The following is a 17831-nucleotide window of genomic DNA, read 5'->3' as shown; positions in this document are numbered from 1 at the left end:
TCGCTATGCGCTGACCGTCGTGAGCGAGCGGATGGGGGCCGGGGCGTCCCGGAGCGGCTGCAGAAGATGCCCGATGTCGTCGATTTGGTGAACGCTGCCCGAGCGCAGTTGCTGGAGGCGGCGCAGCGCGATGCCTTCGCGCAATGCCCAGGGGCAGATTTCGATACGGGTGAGGCCCAGGGTGGCCATGGTGGCCTCTGCGACCATCGCGCCGGCGAGGATCTGCCGGGCCCGGGAGCGGGAAATCCCTTTGAGTTCGGCGCGTTCCGTGGCGGTGCGCTTGGCCAGCCGCGGAATCTGCCTGTCGAGCGCTTTGAGGCGCAACACGCGATATCCATTGGGGCCACGGTCACGGGCGAGCTTGGCGAGCTGGGTGAACGTTTTGGAGGTCGCGACGGCGTGCGCCTCCGCCTGCCCGAGGTCCCCGGCGCTGAGATCCCCGGCGCCGAGATGCTCGGCGAGCTGGGTGGTGAGGAAACGGCGCAGCCGCCGGATCTGCTTGCGCGAGGGCGGGTCGTCCGGCAGATGGTCGCGGGTCAGCCGGCCGGCGCCCAGCGGCAGCGACAGCGCGGTGCCCGCCTCCGCTCCGTCCCCGGCGGCGATCTCCAGGGAGCCGCCGCCGATGTCGGCCATCAGCAGCGGCCCGGCCGACCAGCCGTACCAGGCACGGACGGCCAGGAAGGTGAGGCGGGCCTCGTCCCGGCCCGACAGGAAGCCGAGGTCGACACCCGTCCGGCCGGTGACCTGGTCGACGATGTCGCAACGGTTGACGGCGTCGCGGACCGCCGAGGTGGCGAACGCGATCAGCTCGGCCGAGCCTTGGGCGCGGGCGATGCAGTGCGCCGCGGACACCGAGGACACCAGCCGCTCTACCGCGTCGCGGGAGATCCGGCCGTCCTCCTGGATCGCCTCGGCCAGCCGCGTCGGCCGTTTCACCGACAGCACGGTGCGTATCGGCCTGCCCGCCGACAGGTCGACGACCTTCAGATGGGCGGAGTTCGAGCCCACGTCCAGAATCGCGGTTCGCATGGCACGGGTGTGCCCTGCGGGGTGGGACCTATCCGTCAAGGGGGGATTCGGCCAGCCGTTTAAGGGGCGTTCCTTGGGTACATCATTCGATGTGGTCGTCACACACGGCCATGTCAACGGGGCCGGGATACGCCGAGTGACCGGCACGGGACCACACATCCCCTGGGGATCTCGTGCCGGTCACTCGACGTATCCGGGCCGGTGGGCGATCGCTCGGCCCATCGCTTCAGCCCATCATCCCGCGCCTTCAGCCCATCGCCTTGCGGATGGCGTCACGCGTGCGGTCCATCACCGCGGCCATCGGGCCCAGCGCGATGTTCTTGGTCGCCGACTCGGTGCCGGGATGGGGATGGGTCGGCGCGACGGCCTCGGCCGCCTTCACCGCCGCCTGCATCCCCTTGAGCTGCTGCGCTGACGCCTTCTCGGCGATCTCCGGGAACTCCAGGCGCTCCTCCTGTTCGGAGTGGGCCTCGACCGCCTTGTGCAGCCGCTCGAAGAGCCGGTCGAACTCCGGCGACTCGGTGCCGGACTTCTCCAGCTCCTGCAGGATCTCCTTGGCGCTCTTCTCCTCCTTCAAGCGCGCGTCGATGATCCGTTCACCGTTGCCGATGGTCCGGCGGGCGAACGGGTGCACGATCTCCTCCTCGGCCGTCTCGTGCACGGCCAGCAGGTGGCGAAGCTGCCCGAACGCCTCTTCCCGGGCCTTCCCGTTGCTCTTCTCCACCTTGGAGAACAGGTTGCGGATCTCGGTGTGCTGCCGCAGCAGCAGGCCCACCACCGTGTCGTCGTTCTGCTTGGCCATAATGGCTCCTCACTCCATGCGCCCTGCCTTCAGGGCGATTGCCTTGGACCGCCTGCCCTACCCCCACGACGGGTTCGAACCTGAGGTCTGGGTCACGGTCGCCGCAGCGGCCCCCATTCGCCGTTCTGCTCCGTCATCACCCGTTTGGCGTCCGCCAGCACGGACTCCGCCACCCAGGCCACCGGCCGGCTCACGCGGACGAGCGGCTCGTTGTCCGGGCCGCGCGCAAGTTCCTCGCCCTCCAGGACCCACGGCTGTACGCCGGGACCCTTCTCCCGCTTGAGATGGGAGTAGTCGTAGAGGCGGCGGGCCACCCAGATCCAGGTCGGCCGGGGCCGCCACCAGTCCTCCACGGCCAGCGGATTGGCCGACAACCCCGGCAGATCCACGCCGGTCAGGGCGTCCTTGCTGGTCCCGCCGGAGTCGGCCTCCGGGCCGCGGGACCACCGGACGAACAGGGCGTCCGTTCCCTCCACCAGCTCGGCGAGCTCGTCAAGGGTGGTGATCGTGGGCAGGTTCTTGTCACGCACATCGCACGCCTACCCCTGTGCGTCACGCCGGAACCGGCCATGTAGGTCAGCGTGGAGTCATGCCGGTCAGGAGACGGTCGACCTCGAGCAGGAGGGCGCCATAGATCACCCAGCCGTCGGTCTCGAACTCGTCCGAGTGCAGGAGCTCCTGCATGCGCCTGCGGCGCTGCCGGGCTGCGCCGATCGCATCGGCGAGTTCAGGCCCGGCGTGTTCAGGCCCGGTGTCGGGGCGCGTGCCACTGAGCCTGGAGCGGCGGTACGCCTCGACCACGGCGGCCGCGTGGTCGAGGAGCTTGGTGTAGTGCGTCACGAACCGGGGGTCTGGGCTGGGCATGCCGTCCGCGACGGCGTCCACGAGGGTCCGGCAGATGCCCTGGTTCTGCTTGGCCACGATTTCCAAGGGGAGCAGCTGCGCTTGCAGCTGGGCAGAGTGGTCGTCGTGCCACCGTGACCGGCGCACGTTCAGGCGAAGGCTCTCCTGCCCCCAGCCGACCGCGGACCGGGCGTCGTCGGTCAGGCGCATGGCGCGGTCCGCGCGCCGCAGCCAGTCACGAGCCTCGTCGGCGCCCCACTCGCCGCGCAGCCCGCCGGCCACGTCCCGCAGGCATCCGGTGATCTCGTCCGCGAGGGTGTCGATCGCCTCCCGCGAGTCGCGCAGGTGCACCGGCGGCAGGAGGACGGCGTTCACCGCCACGCCCACCACGATGCCCAGCCCCGTCTCGGCCAGCCGGGAGACGAGCTCGGCGGGCTCCGGCGCGCCGGTGGTGATCACGAAGACCGCCGTGAGCGGCGCGTAGATGCCCTGGTCGCCGAAGACGTGCCAGTTCGCCAGCGGTGCGGTGGCGACCAGCACGAGGGCCAGCGCCAGCGTGGGGTCACCGGTCACCAGATGCCCGCCGGCCGCCGCGAGCAGGCCGATGAGCACCGTGAGCACCTGTTGCACGCCCTTGACCACCGACTGGTAGACCGTCGCGTGGACCATGACCAGGGCGACCCAGGGCGCCAGGAACGACAGCGGCGCCCCGAGCCACTCGTAAGCGATCATCCACGCCAGCAACGCGGCCAGGGCCGCCTTCATGGACTGGACGAGCAGGTCCCGTTCCCGCCCCGGTCCGCGCACGGCCCGCCGCAGCGACCGCCGGGTCTGCTCCAAGTGCCCCCGAGCCCGCACCACCTGACCAGCCAATCTCATTTGCGAGCCCCTGCCCGATCGGCTCCGAGGCTAACCGGGGTAAAGGACGATCATGGTTGATGGAAGCAGGGTGGCCCTTGTGACGGGCGCGTCCCGGGGTCTGGGTGCGGTCATGGTCCGGCGCCTGGCCGCGGACGGCTGGACGGTCGCGGTCAACAGCCGGTCCGGCGGCGGCGAGGCCGATCAGGTGGTCGACGGCATCCGTGCCGCGGGCGGCTCCGCCGCGGCGTTCACCGCCGACGTCACCGACGAGGAGGCTACGGCGGACCTGGTCACGCGCGTGACGGAACGGCTCGGCCCGGTCGGGGCCCTGGTGGTCAACGCGACCGGTCCGCAACCGGTCGTGGCGCTGGAGGATCTCACCTGGCAGGCGCATCTGGACCAGCTGACGTTCTTCGTGAAGAGCCCGACCCTGCTCGTGCAGGCGGTTCTTCCTGGGATGAAGGAGCGCAGGGCCGGCCGGATCGTCCAGATCGGCTCCGACATCGTGGACCGTGCCCTGCCGGGGATGTCGGCCTACGTGGCGGCCAAGGAGGCGCAGTTCGGGCTGACCCGAACCTGGGCCCGCGAGCTCGGGCCGTCCGGCATCACGGTCAACCTCGTGGCGCCCGGCTGGATCCCGGTCGAGCGGCACGCGGCGGTGTCCGAGGAAGAGCTGCTCGGCTACCGGTCGGGTGTCGCCCTCGGCCGCATGGGGATTCCCGAGGAGGTGGCGGCGGTGGTGTCCTTCCTGGTCTCGGCGGACGCCGCGTTCATCACGGGGGAACGGATCACGGTGAACGGCGGCCACACGCTCGGCTGACGCCGGACGCAGGCAGGCGGCGGGCGGGGCAGGCGTCAGGCCGAGGCCGGGCTGGCGTGTTCTTCCTGCGCCTGCTCCTCCATCCCTCGCGGAGCGGAAGTGGGGGCGGGGAATCCGCCGGCCGGGGCCGGGAGCTCGTCGCGCACCTTCAGCACGCCCGCCAGCAGCGTCATCACCACGAGCACCCCTGTGATCATCGCGAAGGCCACCGGGTAGGAGGTGGCGTCCGCGGTCCAGCCCGTGACGGCCGGCGCGGCCAGCACGGACAGGTAGGTGATCGTGGCGACGCCCGCGACGCCCTCGGCAGGGGTTCGGCCGGCGTTCCCCGCGGCGGCGAAGACCAGGGGCACGATCGCGGCGACGCCCAGCCCGAGGAGGGCGAAGCCCGCGATGCCGAGGGCGGGCGTCCGGGCGATGACGACGAGCACGCCGCCCGTGGCGGCCACGGAGCCGCCGCAGCGCACGACGGCGACGGGGCCGAAGCGCCGGACGAACCGGTCGGCGACCAGGCGGGCGGACGCCATGGTCAGCATGAAGATCGTGTAGCTGGCGGCGGCCACCCCGGGCCCGGCGTCGGTCACCCTGGTGAGGTAGACGGCGGCCCAGTCGGCGGTGGCGCCCTCCGCGAACGTCCCGCAGAACCCGACGACACCGATGCCGGCGATCGCCTTGGACGGGAGGACGAACCGGCGCGGGGCCGGTGCCGCCGCCCCCGCCCGCCCGGTGAACAACGAGCGTCCGCTCACCAGGCCCACACTCAGCAGGACCAGCGCGACCGCCCCGAAGTGGGCCCTCGCGTCGACGCCCAATTGCGCGGCCACCATGCCGGCACCGGCACCGGCCAGGCTGCCGACGCACCACATCCCGTGCAGGCCGGTCATGATCGAACGCCCCAGATGCCGTTCCAGCCCGACCGCGTGGGCGTTCATGACGACGTCCGACATGCCCGCGGTCACCCCGAACAGCACCATCGCCCCGAACAGCCAGACGGAGGCCGGTGCGAGCGCGGGCAGCGCGAGCTGCCCGCACCACATGGCCAGCAGGAGCTGGATGGCGGGGCGCTCGCCGATGCGGTGTGCCAGCCGGCTGGCCATCGGCATGCCGATGATGGCGCCGATCGCCGGGCAGAGGAGCGCGACGCCGAGTACGCCCGGGCTCAGGCCCAGCTGGTCCTGGATCCACGGGATGCGGGTGGCGAAGCTCCCCGCCACCGCCCCGTGGACGGCGAAGACAAGAGTGATCGCGCGCTGATGGCTCATGGTTCCAGAAACTAACAGGCAGGCTTCCTGATGAAAAGGGATATCAGGCAGGCTTCCTGACTAATATGGGCGGGGTGAAGACCGCCACGCCCGCCATGGCCCGTGCGATCAACGATCGGCTGGCCCTGGACCTGCTGCTCGACCAGGGTCCGCTGACCGCCCCGCAGCTCCGCGGGCTCACGGGCCTGTCGCGGCCCACCGTGTCGGACCTTCTGGAGCGCCTCCAGGCCGAGGGGCTGATCCGGGTCACCGGCGAGTACGGCGAGGACCGCCGCGGCCCCAACGCGCGCCTCTACGGGCTCGTGGCCGACCGGGCCCATGTCGCCGGGGTGGACGTGCGCCGGGGATCCCTGCACGTCACCGTCTCCGACATCACGGGGGGCGCCGTCGGCACGACCACGAAGGTCGCCGAGCCGGACGACCTGGCGTCGTTCATCGCCGCCACCGTGGCCGAGGCCGCCGCCGGCCGCGAGTTGCACACCGTCGTCCTCGGCGCGCCCGGGCTGGTCGATCCCCGCACCGGGCTGACGACCGACAGCGGCCTGCCCGGCTGGCGGCCCGATCTCGCCGCCGCCGTACGGGACGCCCTCGCCGAGCTCGCCCCCGTCCAGGACCTGGTGCTGGAGAACGAGGTCAACCTCGCCACCGTCGCCGAACACCGGCTCGGTTCGGCGACCGGCCATGAGGACTTCGCCCTCCTCTGGCTGGACGACGGCGTCGGCGCCGGTGTCGTGCTGAACGGCCGCCTGCGCCGTGGCGTCTCAGGCGGCGCCGGGGAGGTGGGCTTCCTCGACGCGGACGGCATCGACTTCTGCCGCCTGCTGGAGGACCGCCACACCCAGGGCCTGGCCCTGGAACCCCTCGCGGACCGGATCATGAAGGGCGCGCTCACCCTGGTGGCCGTCCTGGATCCCGGCCTGGTGGTTCTGGGCGGCACGACGGGCCGCGAGGGCGGGGACGAGCTGGCGGCCCTGGTCGCCGACCGGCTCAACGCCCGCACGCCCGCGCCCACCGCCGTCCGCCCGACCACCGTGGAGGGCAACGCCATCCTCCAGGGCGCCGTCCTCACCGCCCTGGACCGGACCCGGGACGCCATCTACGGCTGACGGCGCGCAGTCCCCCGGGCGTTGGCGCCGTCAACTGGAGTCGTCGTGACGCTCGGCCTCCTGCACCCCCTCTTCGGTGGGCGGAAGGGTGTCGGGATGGGGTGTGTCCACACCGGGCGTGCCGGTGCCGCTGAGATCCCGTGGGCCGGTTCCCCGCTGGCGGCCGCGTGCGTCGGCACCCCGGTTGACCGGCGCGAACTCCTTGTCGTGGGTCTCCTCGGGCTCATGGCCCAGATCTTCGCGATCATTCATGGGGTACGCATACCCGCTTCGTGCCAGGTTGTGCAGCCTGCGCAGCGGGCGCGGCGCCCACCAGTTGGCCGGACCGGCGAGCCGCATGAACGCGGGCAGCAGCACGCCCCGGATCAAGGCGATGGTCCCGCTCGTGACCTCCGCCGAGGGTGACGAGCGGGCCGCCGCCATTGCCGAGCTGAAGAAGGTGTTGCGCGGTGACCTGGCACCAGTCGCCGGCTAGCCGCGCCGCCCTGCTGAGTCAGCCGGGGGTACCCGAGTCAGCCGGGGGTGCCGAAGACCTTGCCGGGGTTGAAGATGCCGGCCGGGTCCAGCGCGTTCTTGACGGCGTGGTGCATGGCGACCACTGCGGGGTCGAGCTCGGCGTGCAGGCCGCGGCGCTTGAGGAGGCCGACGCCGTGCTCGCCGGTGACGGTGCCGCCGAGCGCGATCGCGTCGTCGATGATCTGGTCGAACGCGCGCTCGGCGCGGGCGCGGGCGCCGTCATCGCCGGCGGGCACGATGATCAGCGGGTGCAGGTTGCCGTCGCCCGCGTGCGCGACGTTGGCGATGTGGGTGCCGTGGTCGCGGGCGGCGCGTTCGATGCGGGAGAGCATCTCCGGAACGAGCCCGCGCGGGACGCAGACGTCCTCGGTGAGGACCGGTCCGAGCCGTTCGAGCGCGGGGTAGGCGAGCCGGCGTGCCGAGAAGAGCGCCTCGGCCTCCTCCTGGTCGGTCGAACGGGTGCTCCACGTGGCCCCGGCTCGTTTGAAGCAGTCGGCCATCGTGTCGGCCTCGGCGTCGCCCGCCTCTCCCGGGGCGTCGGTGCGGCCGAGGAGCAGCACGTTCGCGTCGGCTGACAGGCCCATGTTCTTCCACTCGTCCACGGCGCGCAGGCAGTGCCGGTCGATCAGTTCCAGCGCGCTCGGCACGACCCCGGCGGCGGTGATGGCGCTGACCGCCTCCCCGGCGGCCTCCAGGGTGTCGAAGTAGCCGACGACCGTGCGCTCGGCGGCCCGCGCACCGCGCAGCCGCACGGTGATCTCGGTGATGACGCCGAGCGTGCCCTCCGAACCGACCATCAGCCCGCACAGGTCGTACCCCACCACGCCCTTGGCGGTGCGGCGGCCGAGCCGGACGACCTCGCCCCGGCCCACGACCGCCTGGACGGCCAGCACGTAGTCGCGGGTCACGCCGTACTTCACGCAGCACAGCCCGCCCGCGTTGGTGGCCACGTTCCCGCCGATCGTGGACCAGGGCGAGCTCGCCGGGTCCGGCGGGTACCAGAGCCCCTGCTCGGCACAGGCCGCACGCAGACGGTCGTTGACCACACCGGGCTGGACGACCGCCAGCCGCTCGCGCGGGTCGATCTCGACGATCTCGTTCATCGCCTCCAGCGAGAGCAGCACGCATCCCTCGATGGCGTTGGCGCCGCCCGACAGTCCCGTCCCGGCGCCGCGCGGCACGACCGGCACGCCGCGTTCCGCGCATTCAGAGACCACGGCCCGCACGTCCTCCGTGCTCGCCGCCCGCACGAGCGCCGCCGGAACTCCGTACGGCGCCCACTGCGCCTCGTCCTGGACGTAGGCGGAGACGACACCGGGATCGGTGACGACGCGATCGGTGGGGATGAGGGCCTTGAGGGCTTCCACCAGTGAGGCCATGGTCAGGCCGCCTCAGTCGCGATGGAGCGCGTGACCTCGGTGCGGAGCTCGTCGATGTCGGCCCCCGACTCCACCAGCACCCGGACGGCTCGCGGGTCGCGGTCCTGCAGGATGCCCAGCAGCACATGACCGGCGCCGATGTAGTTGTGCTTGAGGCGCAGAGCCTGCCGCAAGCTCAACTCAAGCGACTTCTTGGCCGATGGGGCGAAGGGGAGATGCCGCTTGCCGGACGCCCGGAACCGTCCGGGCGGAGCGTCCAGGGCCCCCTCGCCGAACGTCTGCTCAGTGGCCTGGCGTACCGCGTCCAAGTCGATTCCAAGGGTCCGCAGTGCTTCAGAGTCGAGCGGGTCGGCGCTCGCGTCGGCCGCGAGCCGCGCGACCGCGGCGCGCATCGCCGTGATCTCCAGCCCCTGGGCCCGCATCGCCGCCGCGGCGGGGCCGTCGCAGGCGAGGAGGGCGAGCAGCAGATGCTCGGGGCCGACCCGGCCGTGGCCGAGGTCGCGGGCCTCCTGCTGGGCCCCGGTCACCGCGTCCCGGGCCTGCTGGGTGAACCGTTCGAACATCCGTCAGCGCTCCTTCTTCAGAATCCGCCGGCCGCCGCCGTGCTTCTTGTGGACGGCCTGCCTGCTCACGCCGAGGCAGACCGCGATCTCCTGCCAGGACCAGCCCTGGTCGCGGGCGCTGGCCACCTGGAGCGCCTCCAGGCGTTCGGCCAGCTCGCGCAGTGCCCGCACGGCCCGCAGCCCGACCGCCGGATCCCGGCTGCCCGCCTCCTGGGCGAGCTTCACTCCGTCGCTCATGGTGTCAATCTAGGTTGACACTCGCCGGATGTCAACCAGAGTTGACGTGAGAGGGGCGTGCTCGGGCATCAGGAGGCGTGCTCGGGGGTCAGGGGGTGTGCTCGGGGGTCAGCAGGGTGGTGACCAGATCGTCGAGGCTGATCAGGCCGGCCGGTGTGCCGTCGCCGCCCAGGACCAGGCCCAGCTGGCTCTGGTGGTTCTGCAGCGTGGTGACGGCCTCCGTCACCGGGGTGCCGACCGTGAGGGTGGGGACGCGGTGAGCGAGCTGGCCGGCGGGGGTGCGGCGGTCGCGGGCGCGGGCAAGGTAGGCGTCGCGGACGTGGACCATGCGGGGCGGGCCCGGCCGGCCGCGGCCACGGAGCATGATCCGGGTGCGGCCGGTGCTGATCGAGGTGTCGATGACCTCCTGCGGGGTGGCCGACGGCGGGACCGACACGATTTCGCCGACCGGCGTCATCAGGTTCTCCAGCGGTGACTCCGGGGCCTCCAGGGCCGCCTTGAGCAGCTGGACGTCCGGCTCCTCGATGAGCCCCAGCCGCCGCGACTCCTCCACCAGGTCACGCAGCTGCTCCGGGGTCCGGGACACGCTCAGCGCGTCCCGCGGCGGCACACCGATCATCCGCAGCAGCAGGTTGGTGACGGTGTTGAGCGCGGCGAGCACCGGCCGGACGACCGCGGTGAACGCGCGGAACGGCGGCGCCAGGACCAGGACCGAACGTTCGGGACTGGCGATGGCCCATGACTTGGGGGCCATCTCGCCGATCACCATGTGCAGGAACGTCACCAGGGCCAGGGCGAGGACGAAGGCCACCGCGTGAGCGCCGGCGTCCGGCAGCCCGGTGTCGTGGAACACCGGCGTCAACGTCTGGGCGATCACCGGCTCGGAGACCAGGCCCAGCCCCAGCGAGCACATCGTGATGCCCAGCTGGGCGCCCGCGAGCATCAGCGACAGCTCGCGGATCCCGGCGACGGCGGACGCGGCCGCCCGGCTGCCCCGGGCGGCGGCGCGTTCCAGCCGCGGCCGTTTGGCGGCCACCAGCGCGAACTCCGCCGCCACGAAGAACCCGTTGCCCAGCAGCAGGAGGATGGTGAGCGGAATGCCGACGGAGAGGCTCATCGGTTCCCGCCTTCAGAGTGTCCGAGGTCGCGTTCGACGGACCGGATGCGGATCATCTCCGGCACGTGCCGGTGGATGTTCAGCACCTCGATCGTGGCCTGGCGGGGCGGGTCGTCCAGATGTTGCGGCGGCACGTCCACCGTGACGCGGTCGCCCGGCTCGGCGATCCGGCCCAGCTGCTTGAGGATCAGGCCCGCGACGGTCTCGTAGTCGCCCTCGGGCAGGGCGATGCCGGTCTCGTGCGCGACCTCGTCCACGCGCAGCCCGGCGTCGGTCGTCCACCATTCGCCGCGCCGCACGGCCAAGTCCTCCTCGACGTCGTTCTCGTCGGCGATCTCCCCGACCAGCTCCTCCGCGAGGTCCTCCCAGGTGAGCACGCCGGCGAAGCCGCCGTACTCGTCGATCACACAGGCCATCGCGCCGCCGTCCGTGCGCAGCTGCGTCACCAGGTCGGGCAGGGGCAGCGTGCCGGGCACGAGGAGGGCGGGCTGGGCCAGGCCGCGCACCGGCGTCCGGCCGGACTCCTCGGGGGTGAGCCGGATCAGCTCGTCCAGCCCGATGGTGCCGACCACGTCGTCGATGCTCTCACCGACGATCGGATAACGCGTGTGCCCGTGGGCGGCGATGACGTCGCTGAGCTCGCTCGCCATGGCCGAGGCAGGAACGGTGACCACGTCCACGCGCGGCACCATGACCTCGTCGGCGGTGCGCTCGGAGAAGGCCAGCGCACGTTCGAGCAGCTCGGTGTGACCGGCCTCCAGGTGCTCGCCGGACTCGCCGATGATGTGGCCCAGTTCCTCCAGCGTTGCGCCGTGGTGCAGCTCCTCCACCGGCTCGATGCCGACGGAGCGCAGCAGCCTGTTCGCGGAGGCGTCGAACAGCTTGATCAGCGGCGCCGCCAGCGTCAGGTAGATCAGGGTGGAGGAGGCCAGCGCGCGGGCCAGCACCTCCGCGCGGGCGAGCGCCAGGTTCTTGGGGAACAGCTCGCCCAGCACCATCTGGATGATCGTCGCCAGGGCGAAGCCGGTGGCCACCGCGATGCCGCCGACCGCCGCGTCCGGGACGCCGAACGCCCGCAGCGGCGGGGCGATCAGGTCGGCGAGCGCCGGCTTGGCGATGAAGCCGACCACCAGGGCCGTCACGGTGATGCCCAGCTGGGCGCCCGAGAGCATGAAGGACAGGCGTTCCATCACCCGCACGGCGCGGGCCGCGCGGCGGTCGCCGTCCTTGGCCTGATGGTCCAGCGCGAGGCGGTCGGCGGTGACGTAGGCGAACTCCTGCGCCACGAAGTAGCCGGTGGCGGCGGTCAGCACCAGGACGGCCGCCAGGCCGAGCACGACGTTCACCCTGGATTTCCTTCCCCATTCAAGATCTTCTTACCCTGGATGTCCTGTATCGCGAGAGAGGTCCGCACTTGCACGGCACACACGGTAATGACACTCATACATATGGCACAGAGAGCCAGGTCGAGGCCGAGATCGTCGATCAGCACCGATTCATCGAGGCGTGGCTGCGCGGGGACGCCGATCGATCCGCGCAGGAGTACGGGGCGTTCGTGGCCCGGCACACGCCCGACTTCGTGCTGAACGGCCCCGGCGGCGACGCGACGCCCCGCGACGAGCTGATGGCCGGGCTCGAAGGGGCGCACGGCGCCATGCCGGGACTGGTCATCGAGATCCGGGACGTGCGAGTCCTGGCGGAGCGCGACGACCTGGTCGTGGCCGTCTACGAGGAGCACCAGGCGTCCCCGGCCGAACGCAGCGCCCGCCGCAGCACCGTCGTCCTCGTCCGGGACGGATCCGGGTTCCGGTGGCGTCACCTCCATGAGACCTGGATCGAATCGCCGCGACCTACCTGACGGGCCGCGACCCGCCTGACGGTTATCGGCCCCTCCGCCGTGGAATGAACCAATGCGCGCCAGGTCCACTCAGCGCATCAAGTCCACTCAGCGCATCAAGTCCACTCAGCGCATCAAGTCCACTCAGCGCATCAAGTCCACTCAGCGCATCAAGTCCACAGAGCGCATCAAGTCCACAGAGCGCATCAAGTCCACAGAGCGCATCAAGTCCACAGAGCGAAGGGGCAACGATGCCCAAGCCGTTCGCGTCCTCAGCCGATCTCTCCGACAAGACGCAGACCCTGGAGATCCTCGCCGAAGGGGTGTACGCCCTCACCGCCGAGGGCGACCCCAACGTGGGTGCCGTCGAGGGCGAGGACTTCCTCGTCTGCTTCGAGGCCCTGGCGACCCCGGCGGCCGCCCGCGACTGGCTGACCGTCCTTCGCGCGCACACCGACAAGCCGATCCGCCATCTGGTGCTCTCGCACTACCACGCGGTGCGCACCCTCGGCGCGAGCGCGTTCGGCACCTCGTCGATCATCGCGCACGACCGCACCCGGGCGCTCATCGCCGAGCGCGGCAAGCAGGACTGGGAGTCGGAGTTCGGCCGGATGCCCCGGCTGTTCAAGGATCCTGCGACGATCCCGGGGCTCACCTGGCCGACCGTCACGTTCTCCCGCACGCTCTCGATCGACCTCGGCGGCGACCGTGGCGAGCTGGACCTCGCGTACTGCGGGCGCGGTCACACCGAGGGCGACATCGTCGCCTGGCTGCCGCGGCAGCGGATCCTGTTCGCCGGTGACCTGGTGGAGACGCAGGCGGCGCTCTACACCGGCGACGCCTTCCACCGGGAGTGGGTGTCCGGCACCCTCGACCACATCGCCGGGTTCCCCGCCGAGACGCTGGTCGGCGGCCGGGGCGCGATCGCGCACGGCCGCGCCGGCGTACGGGCGGCCATCGGCCAGACCCGCGAGTTCCTCACGGTGATGATCCGCGAGGTCCAGGCGGTACGGGACCGGGGCGGCACGCTCAAGGACGCCTTCCACGCCGTGCACGGGGCCCTGGCTCCTGACTACGGCGGCTGGCCCATCTTCGAGCACTGCCTCCCGTTCGACGTCTCCAGGCTGTGGGACGAGCTGGACGGCATTGAACGGCCCCGCATCTGGACCGCCGAGCGGGACCGCCAGGTGTGGTCGGAACTGCAGGACTGATGTGATGGCGAGCCCGGTCCCGGAACGACAGCCGGAGCAGCCCACAGAGCAGCCTCCAGAGCAGCTCCCGGAGCCGGTCGTCGTGATCGGCGCCGGTCCGGTCGGCCTGACCGCCGCGTTGCTCCTCGCCCGGTGGGGCCTTCCCGTGATCGTGCTCGAACGCGAACCCGTCCGTTCCCCCGAAGGTTCCCGCTCGATCTGCCAGCAGCGCGACGTGCTGGACATTTGGGCGTCCGCCGGTGCCTCCGCGGTCGCTGAGGAGGGCCTCGCCTGGACCACGGCCCGCACCTACTACGGGGAGCAGGAGCTGTACTCGTGGCGGTTCGCCGACACCAAGACGCTGCCGCCGTGCGTCAACATCTCCCAGATCCGGACGGAGGAGATCCTCGAAGAGCGCGTCGCCGCGCGGGCCGATCTGATCGAGGTCCGGCGCGGGATGGAGGTCGTCGGGCTGGTGCAGGACGCCCGGGGCGTGACGCTGCGTTGCGCGACGGGGGAGGAGATCAGGGCGTCGTACGTGGTGGCCTGCTCGGGGGCCCGTTCCGACGCCCTGCGGCGGGCGCTCGGCGTGAGCTTCCCCGGGGAGAGCTTCGACGACCGGTTCCTGATCGTGGACCTGCGGGCGGATCTGGCCGGATGGGAGTGCGAGCGCCGGTTCTACTTCGATCCGCCGTGGAACCCGGGACGCCAGGTGCTGATCCACCCCTGCCCGGACTCGTGTTACCGCGTCGACTGGCAGGTGCCGCCTGGGTTCTCGCTGGCGGAGGAACGCGCGAGCGGGGGCCTCGACCGCCGGATCCGGCAGATCATCGGGGACGTCCCGTACACGACGTCATGGGTGTCGGTGTACCGGTTCCACTCCCGCGTCGCCGACCGTATGCGGGCCGGGCGGGTGCTGCTCGCCGGGGACTCCGCGCACCTGTACGCCCCGTTCGGCGCGCGGGGCCTCAACTCCGGTGTCCCCGACGCCGAGAACGCCGCCTGGAAGATCGCGTTCGTGGCCCGTGGCTGGGCGCCGGACGAGCTGCTGGAGACCTATCACCTCGAACGGCACGCGGCCGCGCTGGAGAACCTCGACGTCACCACCGCCACCATGCGCTTCCTCGTCCCGCAGACGGCCGCCGAACGGGACCATCGCCGCGCCGTGCTGGACCGGGCCGCAGCTGATCCCGCGATGGCCGCGGAGGTCGACTCGGGTCGCTTCGCCGAGCCGTTCTGGTACACCGGCTCGCCTCTCACCACCCCCGAGCCCTCCCGGCCGCCGCCCGCCGGCCGACCGCCCAAGGGCGCGCCGCAGACCCTGGCGCCGGGCGTCATCGTGCCCGACGCCCGCGTCCGGCTCGCGGGGCGTCCTGAGATCATCCGGCTGAGGGAGTTGTTGCGGGACGGCTTCACGCTGCTGCTGAACGGAGAGCTGCCAGACGGGGAACTGGTGGAGGGGGAGCTGCTGGACGGGGAGGCCGAGCGGCTCGCGGACGCCGCCCGTTCGGCCACCGCCGCGCCCGTCAACATCGTCCACCTGAAAGACCTCGGCTCGGCTGCCGTCGACATGCGCCCCGGCGAAGCCTGGCTCATCCGTCCCGACGCCCACCTGGCCGCGATCCTCCCCAACCCCGGGCCGCACGAGATCGCCGCCGCTCTCGCGCGGGCGACCGGTCAGCCGGTGACCGGTCACACGCATCCCGGTGGACCGGGGCGAGCCAGAAGCCCACTATGAGATAACGGTTCCTCTTCGGTGGGAGAGCCAATGAGCGACAGCCGCCCCCGGCCCGTCTTCGACCCGTCCGTTCCCACCCGCGAGCGCGCCCTCCTGGCGGCCGACCCCGAACGCCTCGTCGCCGCGAGCCTGCCCGCCCCGCAGGCACCTCGCGTCGGCGCCGCCACCATCGTCGCCCGCGCCTTCTGGATCCCGGCCTTCGCGTTCTTCTACGGGGTCCTGCCGGGCGGCTGGTTCCGGGTGTTCTTCCTGGCCTCGCTCGACGACGACACGTTGCTGGACGGCGTCTTCCGGTGGGGACGCACGGCGCTGCTCGCCATGATGGCGCTTCCGGCCGTGCAGATCCTGCTGATCCTCCTCGGCCAGGGCGAGGCCGCGGCGGTGCTCGCCGCCGCCAGCTTCACGGGATGGACGATCGGCGCGATCCGGCACCTGCGCGAACCGGCCGCCGCGAGCGCCGCGCGGGACTACCACGGGCGGTACCTGCTGCCCGCCGACTTCGACCGGCCCGCCGCCCAGCTGCTCCTGCGCGCCCAGCGGGCCATCGACGCCGTCCTCGGCTCCGAGTCGCACCGGGCCGGGCTGCTCGACGACGTCGACAACACCGTTGTGCTGCCCCGGCAGGAATGGGAGATCGCGTGGGCGCTGGCGGAGCACACCAAACTCCGCCGGGAACGCCGGGCCCAGCGTCCCGAACGCCTCACACCCCGTGTCCTTGCCCTCCTCGAACCTCAGCGCCGCGCGATGGACCTGTCCGTACGCGCCATCACCGACCGCATCGAGGCCTTGGAGACCTACGCCCGCCGTGCGCGCGACGCCGACGACGCGTACCACGAATGGCAGGTGGTCGAACGGCTGCCTGAGCAGAACGCCCGCTACCGCGACCTGCTCGCCCGGACCGTCGGCCACGACCTGGCCCGCGACGAGATCGAACGGCTGGCGGGCGACGCCCAGCGCGCCGAGACCATGCTGCGCGACTCGGTCGGGACCGCGCTTCAGGCAGGCCGGGCGCTGGCCGTCAGCTGACGGTCGTACACGGAGACGGCGTCTCCGCCGGTGCGCGAGGGGGTGCGGGCGGTGCATCGCGAGGCGGCGTGGCGGGCGCGGGCGGTACGTTCCGAGGTGGCGGGGCGGGCGCGTTCGGAGCCGGACCCAGCCGCCTGTTGTTGTGCTCCTTCATGACCGCCTGCAACGCGGGGGAGTCCGCGAGCGTCGGGCAGGCCCACTCGGATTGGCGGCCCCACGAGTAGCTGATGTCGAACGCGGGCGTGGGCAGCAGGGCGTTCCAGCGCTCCAGGATCGATCGGAGCTGGCCCGCTGTCGGCAGCCGCCAGTTCCGTTCGCCCTGGTTGCACGACTGGCCGAACGTTTGGAAGACCGGCACCATCATGCTCTTCGGAAAGCCCGCTTTGACGGCTTGGCCCACCATCCGGTCGATCGCCCGGAGGTCGCAGCCCCGGTCGTCGGTCCGGCACGGGTACGGATCGAGCCCGATGAGGTCGAGGTGCGTCGCGGACGGTCTGAGCGGCGTCATCGTCCAGTCCGTCAGCGAGGCGAACGCCTTTTGCCCCGGCGCGTACCGGTGGATGACGTCGGCCCGCCGGCGGATCTGCGCGACGATGTCCGGGCACTCCGCCGGATTCGGCTCGTCACTGAGATACCAGCCGTACACCCGCGGGTTGCGCGCCAGCCGCCGCACCGTGTCGGCGAACGCGTCCTCGGTCATCCCGAAGCCGCCGCAGGTGGTGTTGCCGACCCACACCAACGCCTGGCTGCCCTTCGGCAGCGAGGCGATCTCACCCTCATCCGGATCGACGTCGAACAGGTCGTAGCCCAGCGCGGCAGCCTTGGCCCGATCGTGGGCCGGCATGTTCAGCGCGACATGCCTGGTCTTCACCGGCGCGAACGACACGTGCTCCGTCCCGGCCGTCCCCGGCAACGGGGAAAGGAGATAACCGGCCGCGGCACCGGCGAGCGCGGCCACGGCGGCCACGGCAGCGAGGTGCATTCTCATCATGTCTCCCGACATCGCTGATGCGGTAAGACGTGATGTGCCCCGCCCCCACACCCCCAAAATCATGCCCATTCGGGCATCACCTCAAGGCACGGCGAAGGTGGCGCGGAGCGTCCGGCCCCGTTCGTCACCCGTCCACGACCACCCGGTGGACAGGGCCGCCACGGTGAGCAGGCCGCGGCCCGACTCCGCCAGCACGGCGGGAACGCCGGCGCACGGCACCTCCGGTCCGCCCTCGTCCGCCACACTGACGGCGATCCCGCCCGCGTCCCTGGAGATCTCCACGGTGAGACGACCTCCATCGAGCCCTGAACGGGTATGGAGCAACGCGTTCACCACGAGTTCGTCCAGCACCAGCAGGACATCGTCGAGCACCGGGCAGGTGACGAGCAGCGTCGCGGCGAAGACCCGCACGGCCCGGGCTTGGTCATCGGTGCCGGGGAATTCGCGCCTCCAGATCATCGGTGTCTCGTAGTCGGCTTGGTCGGGGACGGCGGGCAACATCGGCCACCTCACGGAA

At 71.7% G+C, this 17831-nt stretch carries 20 protein-coding genes; 7 read left to right on the top strand and 13 right to left on the bottom strand.

Annotation, left to right across the window (positions count from 1 at the left end; genetic code table 11):
• Positions 1-3: 3 nt before the first annotated feature.
• The 4 genes from F8566_RS37015 to F8566_RS37000 form a co-directional block, all read right to left on the bottom strand.
• On the bottom strand, positions 4-1029 hold the full coding sequence (locus F8566_RS37015) for a Ppx/GppA phosphatase family protein (RefSeq protein WP_151566674.1): 1026 nt from the start codon (positions 1027-1029) through the stop codon (positions 4-6).
• Between the two features lie 247 nt (positions 1030-1276).
• The gene (locus F8566_RS37010; protein ID WP_151566672.1) at positions 1277-1831 is read right to left on the bottom strand and encodes a hemerythrin domain-containing protein; all 555 of its coding nucleotides are present in this window, start codon (positions 1829-1831) and stop codon (positions 1277-1279) included.
• Between the two features lie 92 nt (positions 1832-1923).
• Complete coding sequence (locus tag F8566_RS37005) at positions 1924-2361, bottom strand: DUF6098 family protein (RefSeq protein WP_151566670.1); 438 nt, start codon at positions 2359-2361, stop codon at positions 1924-1926.
• A 46-nt stretch (positions 2362-2407) separates the two neighbouring features.
• The gene (locus F8566_RS37000; protein WP_151566668.1) at positions 2408-3553 is read right to left on the bottom strand and encodes an FUSC family protein; all 1146 of its coding nucleotides are present in this window, start codon (positions 3551-3553) and stop codon (positions 2408-2410) included.
• A 70-nt stretch (positions 3554-3623) separates the two neighbouring features.
• Between F8566_RS37000 and F8566_RS36995 the strand changes: the two genes are divergently transcribed.
• The gene (locus F8566_RS36995; RefSeq protein WP_225993845.1) at positions 3624-4355 is read left to right on the top strand and encodes an SDR family NAD(P)-dependent oxidoreductase; all 732 of its coding nucleotides are present in this window, start codon (positions 3624-3626) and stop codon (positions 4353-4355) included.
• Positions 4356-4390: 35 nt separating this feature from the next.
• Here the strand turns inward: F8566_RS36995 and F8566_RS36990 are convergent, their stop codons facing one another.
• Positions 4391-5614: an MFS transporter gene (locus F8566_RS36990; RefSeq protein WP_151566664.1), complete on the bottom strand. Its 1224-nt coding sequence runs from the start codon at positions 5612-5614 to the stop codon at positions 4391-4393.
• A gap of 74 nt (positions 5615-5688) precedes the next feature.
• Between F8566_RS36990 and F8566_RS36985 the strand changes: the two genes are divergently transcribed.
• The gene (locus F8566_RS36985; protein WP_225993844.1) at positions 5689-6720 is read left to right on the top strand and encodes an ROK family transcriptional regulator; all 1032 of its coding nucleotides are present in this window, start codon (positions 5689-5691) and stop codon (positions 6718-6720) included.
• A 30-nt stretch (positions 6721-6750) separates the two neighbouring features.
• Here the strand turns inward: F8566_RS36985 and F8566_RS36980 are convergent, their stop codons facing one another.
• Entirely contained in the window at positions 6751-6972 is a 222-nt protein-coding gene (locus F8566_RS36980) for a hypothetical protein (RefSeq protein ID WP_192810054.1), read from the bottom strand.
• Here F8566_RS36980 and F8566_RS50380 point away from each other — a divergent pair.
• Positions 6971-7195 (top strand): hypothetical protein, encoded by a 225-nt coding sequence (locus F8566_RS50380; protein WP_192810053.1) that lies wholly within the window; start codon positions 6971-6973, stop codon positions 7193-7195. The genes F8566_RS36980 and F8566_RS50380 overlap by 2 nt on opposite strands.
• 37 nt (positions 7196-7232) lie before the next feature.
• On the opposite strand, the gene F8566_RS36975 is transcribed toward F8566_RS50380, so the two are convergent.
• The 5 genes from F8566_RS36975 to F8566_RS36955 all read right to left on the bottom strand — a co-directional run bounded on the left by F8566_RS36975 (position 7233) and on the right by F8566_RS36955 (position 11878).
• Positions 7233-8615 carry an FAD-binding oxidoreductase gene (locus F8566_RS36975; protein ID WP_151566658.1) on the bottom strand — a complete coding sequence of 461 codons (1383 nt, stop codon included), beginning with the start codon at positions 8613-8615 and terminating at the stop codon, positions 7233-7235.
• Between the two features lie 2 nt (positions 8616-8617).
• Positions 8618-9178: a Clp protease N-terminal domain-containing protein gene (locus tag F8566_RS36970; protein WP_151566656.1), complete on the bottom strand. Its 561-nt coding sequence runs from the start codon at positions 9176-9178 to the stop codon at positions 8618-8620.
• A gap of 3 nt (positions 9179-9181) precedes the next feature.
• The gene (locus F8566_RS36965; protein ID WP_151566654.1) at positions 9182-9415 is read right to left on the bottom strand and encodes a helix-turn-helix domain-containing protein; all 234 of its coding nucleotides are present in this window, start codon (positions 9413-9415) and stop codon (positions 9182-9184) included.
• 88 nt (positions 9416-9503) lie between these two features.
• The gene (locus F8566_RS36960) at positions 9504-10532 is read right to left on the bottom strand and encodes a hemolysin family protein (RefSeq protein WP_151566653.1); all 1029 of its coding nucleotides are present in this window, start codon (positions 10530-10532) and stop codon (positions 9504-9506) included.
• Positions 10529-11878, bottom strand: coding sequence for a hemolysin family protein (locus F8566_RS36955; protein ID WP_151566651.1), 1350 nt, complete (start codon positions 11876-11878; stop codon positions 10529-10531). The genes F8566_RS36960 and F8566_RS36955 overlap by 4 nt, the downstream gene beginning before the upstream one ends.
• A 68-nt stretch (positions 11879-11946) precedes the next feature.
• On the opposite strand from F8566_RS36955, the gene F8566_RS36950 reads away from it, so the two are divergent.
• The 4 genes from F8566_RS36950 (at position 11947) to F8566_RS36935 (ending at position 16323) form a co-directional block, all read left to right on the top strand.
• A complete protein-coding gene (locus F8566_RS36950) occupies positions 11947-12390 on the top strand; it encodes a nuclear transport factor 2 family protein (protein WP_151566649.1) in 444 nt (147 codons plus the stop codon).
• A gap of 230 nt (positions 12391-12620) precedes the next feature.
• Positions 12621-13580 (top strand): MBL fold metallo-hydrolase, encoded by a 960-nt coding sequence (locus tag F8566_RS36945; RefSeq protein WP_151566647.1) that lies wholly within the window; start codon positions 12621-12623, stop codon positions 13578-13580.
• A 4-nt stretch (positions 13581-13584) separates the two neighbouring features.
• A complete protein-coding gene (locus F8566_RS36940) occupies positions 13585-15297 on the top strand; it encodes an FAD-dependent monooxygenase (RefSeq protein WP_151566645.1) in 1713 nt (570 codons plus the stop codon).
• Between the two features lie 30 nt (positions 15298-15327).
• Positions 15328-16323: a hypothetical protein gene (locus F8566_RS36935; RefSeq protein ID WP_151566643.1), complete on the top strand. Its 996-nt coding sequence runs from the start codon at positions 15328-15330 to the stop codon at positions 16321-16323.
• Here the strand turns inward: F8566_RS36935 and F8566_RS36930 are convergent.
• The gene (locus F8566_RS36930; RefSeq protein ID WP_151566641.1) at positions 16316-17314 is read right to left on the bottom strand and encodes a hypothetical protein; all 999 of its coding nucleotides are present in this window, start codon (positions 17312-17314) and stop codon (positions 16316-16318) included. The two genes, F8566_RS36935 and F8566_RS36930, sit on opposite strands and share 8 nt — an antisense overlap.
• 81 nt (positions 17315-17395) lie before the next feature.
• Positions 17396-17815: an ATP-binding protein gene (locus tag F8566_RS36925; protein ID WP_151566639.1), complete on the bottom strand. Its 420-nt coding sequence runs from the start codon at positions 17813-17815 to the stop codon at positions 17396-17398.
• Between the last annotated feature and the right edge of the window lie 16 nt (positions 17816-17831).

The organism is Actinomadura rudentiformis, assembly GCF_008923185.1.
Classification (GTDB): domain Bacteria; phylum Actinomycetota; class Actinomycetes; order Streptosporangiales; family Streptosporangiaceae; genus Spirillospora; species Spirillospora rudentiformis.
This window is presented reverse-complemented; position numbering and strand designations above follow the sequence as displayed.

Bases quoted from the DNA above. Each gene is read 5' to 3' on its own strand.
- F8566_RS36965 (WP_151566654.1), bottom strand. From the start codon at position 9,415: ATGAGCGACGGAGTGAAGCTCGCCCAGGAGGCGGGCAGCCGGGATCCG.
- F8566_RS37015 (WP_151566674.1), bottom strand. From the start codon at position 1,029: ATGCGAACCGCGATTCTGGACGTGGGCTCGAACTCCGCCCATCTGAAG.
- F8566_RS36925 (WP_151566639.1), bottom strand. From the start codon at position 17,815: ATGTTGCCCGCCGTCCCCGACCAAGCCGACTACGAGACACCGATGATC.
- F8566_RS37010 (WP_151566672.1), bottom strand. From the start codon at position 1,831: ATGGCCAAGCAGAACGACGACACGGTGGTGGGCCTGCTGCTGCGGCAG.
- F8566_RS36935 (WP_151566643.1), top strand. From the start codon at position 15,328: ATGAGCGACAGCCGCCCCCGGCCCGTCTTCGACCCGTCCGTTCCCACC.
- F8566_RS36940 (WP_151566645.1), top strand. From the start codon at position 13,585: ATGGCGAGCCCGGTCCCGGAACGACAGCCGGAGCAGCCCACAGAGCAG.
- F8566_RS36970 (WP_151566656.1), bottom strand. From the start codon at position 9,178: ATGTTCGAACGGTTCACCCAGCAGGCCCGGGACGCGGTGACCGGGGCC.
- F8566_RS50380 (WP_192810053.1), top strand. From the start codon at position 6,971: ATGGGGTACGCATACCCGCTTCGTGCCAGGTTGTGCAGCCTGCGCAGC.
- F8566_RS36930 (WP_151566641.1), bottom strand. From the start codon at position 17,314: ATGATGAGAATGCACCTCGCTGCCGTGGCCGCCGTGGCCGCGCTCGCC.
- F8566_RS36945 (WP_151566647.1), top strand. From the start codon at position 12,621: ATGCCCAAGCCGTTCGCGTCCTCAGCCGATCTCTCCGACAAGACGCAG.
- F8566_RS36990 (WP_151566664.1), bottom strand. From the start codon at position 5,614: ATGAGCCATCAGCGCGCGATCACTCTTGTCTTCGCCGTCCACGGGGCG.
- F8566_RS36960 (WP_151566653.1), bottom strand. From the start codon at position 10,532: ATGAGCCTCTCCGTCGGCATTCCGCTCACCATCCTCCTGCTGCTGGGC.
- F8566_RS36975 (WP_151566658.1), bottom strand. From the start codon at position 8,615: ATGGCCTCACTGGTGGAAGCCCTCAAGGCCCTCATCCCCACCGATCGC.
- F8566_RS37000 (WP_151566668.1), bottom strand. From the start codon at position 3,553: ATGAGATTGGCTGGTCAGGTGGTGCGGGCTCGGGGGCACTTGGAGCAG.
- F8566_RS36980 (WP_192810054.1), bottom strand. From the start codon at position 6,972: ATGAATGATCGCGAAGATCTGGGCCATGAGCCCGAGGAGACCCACGAC.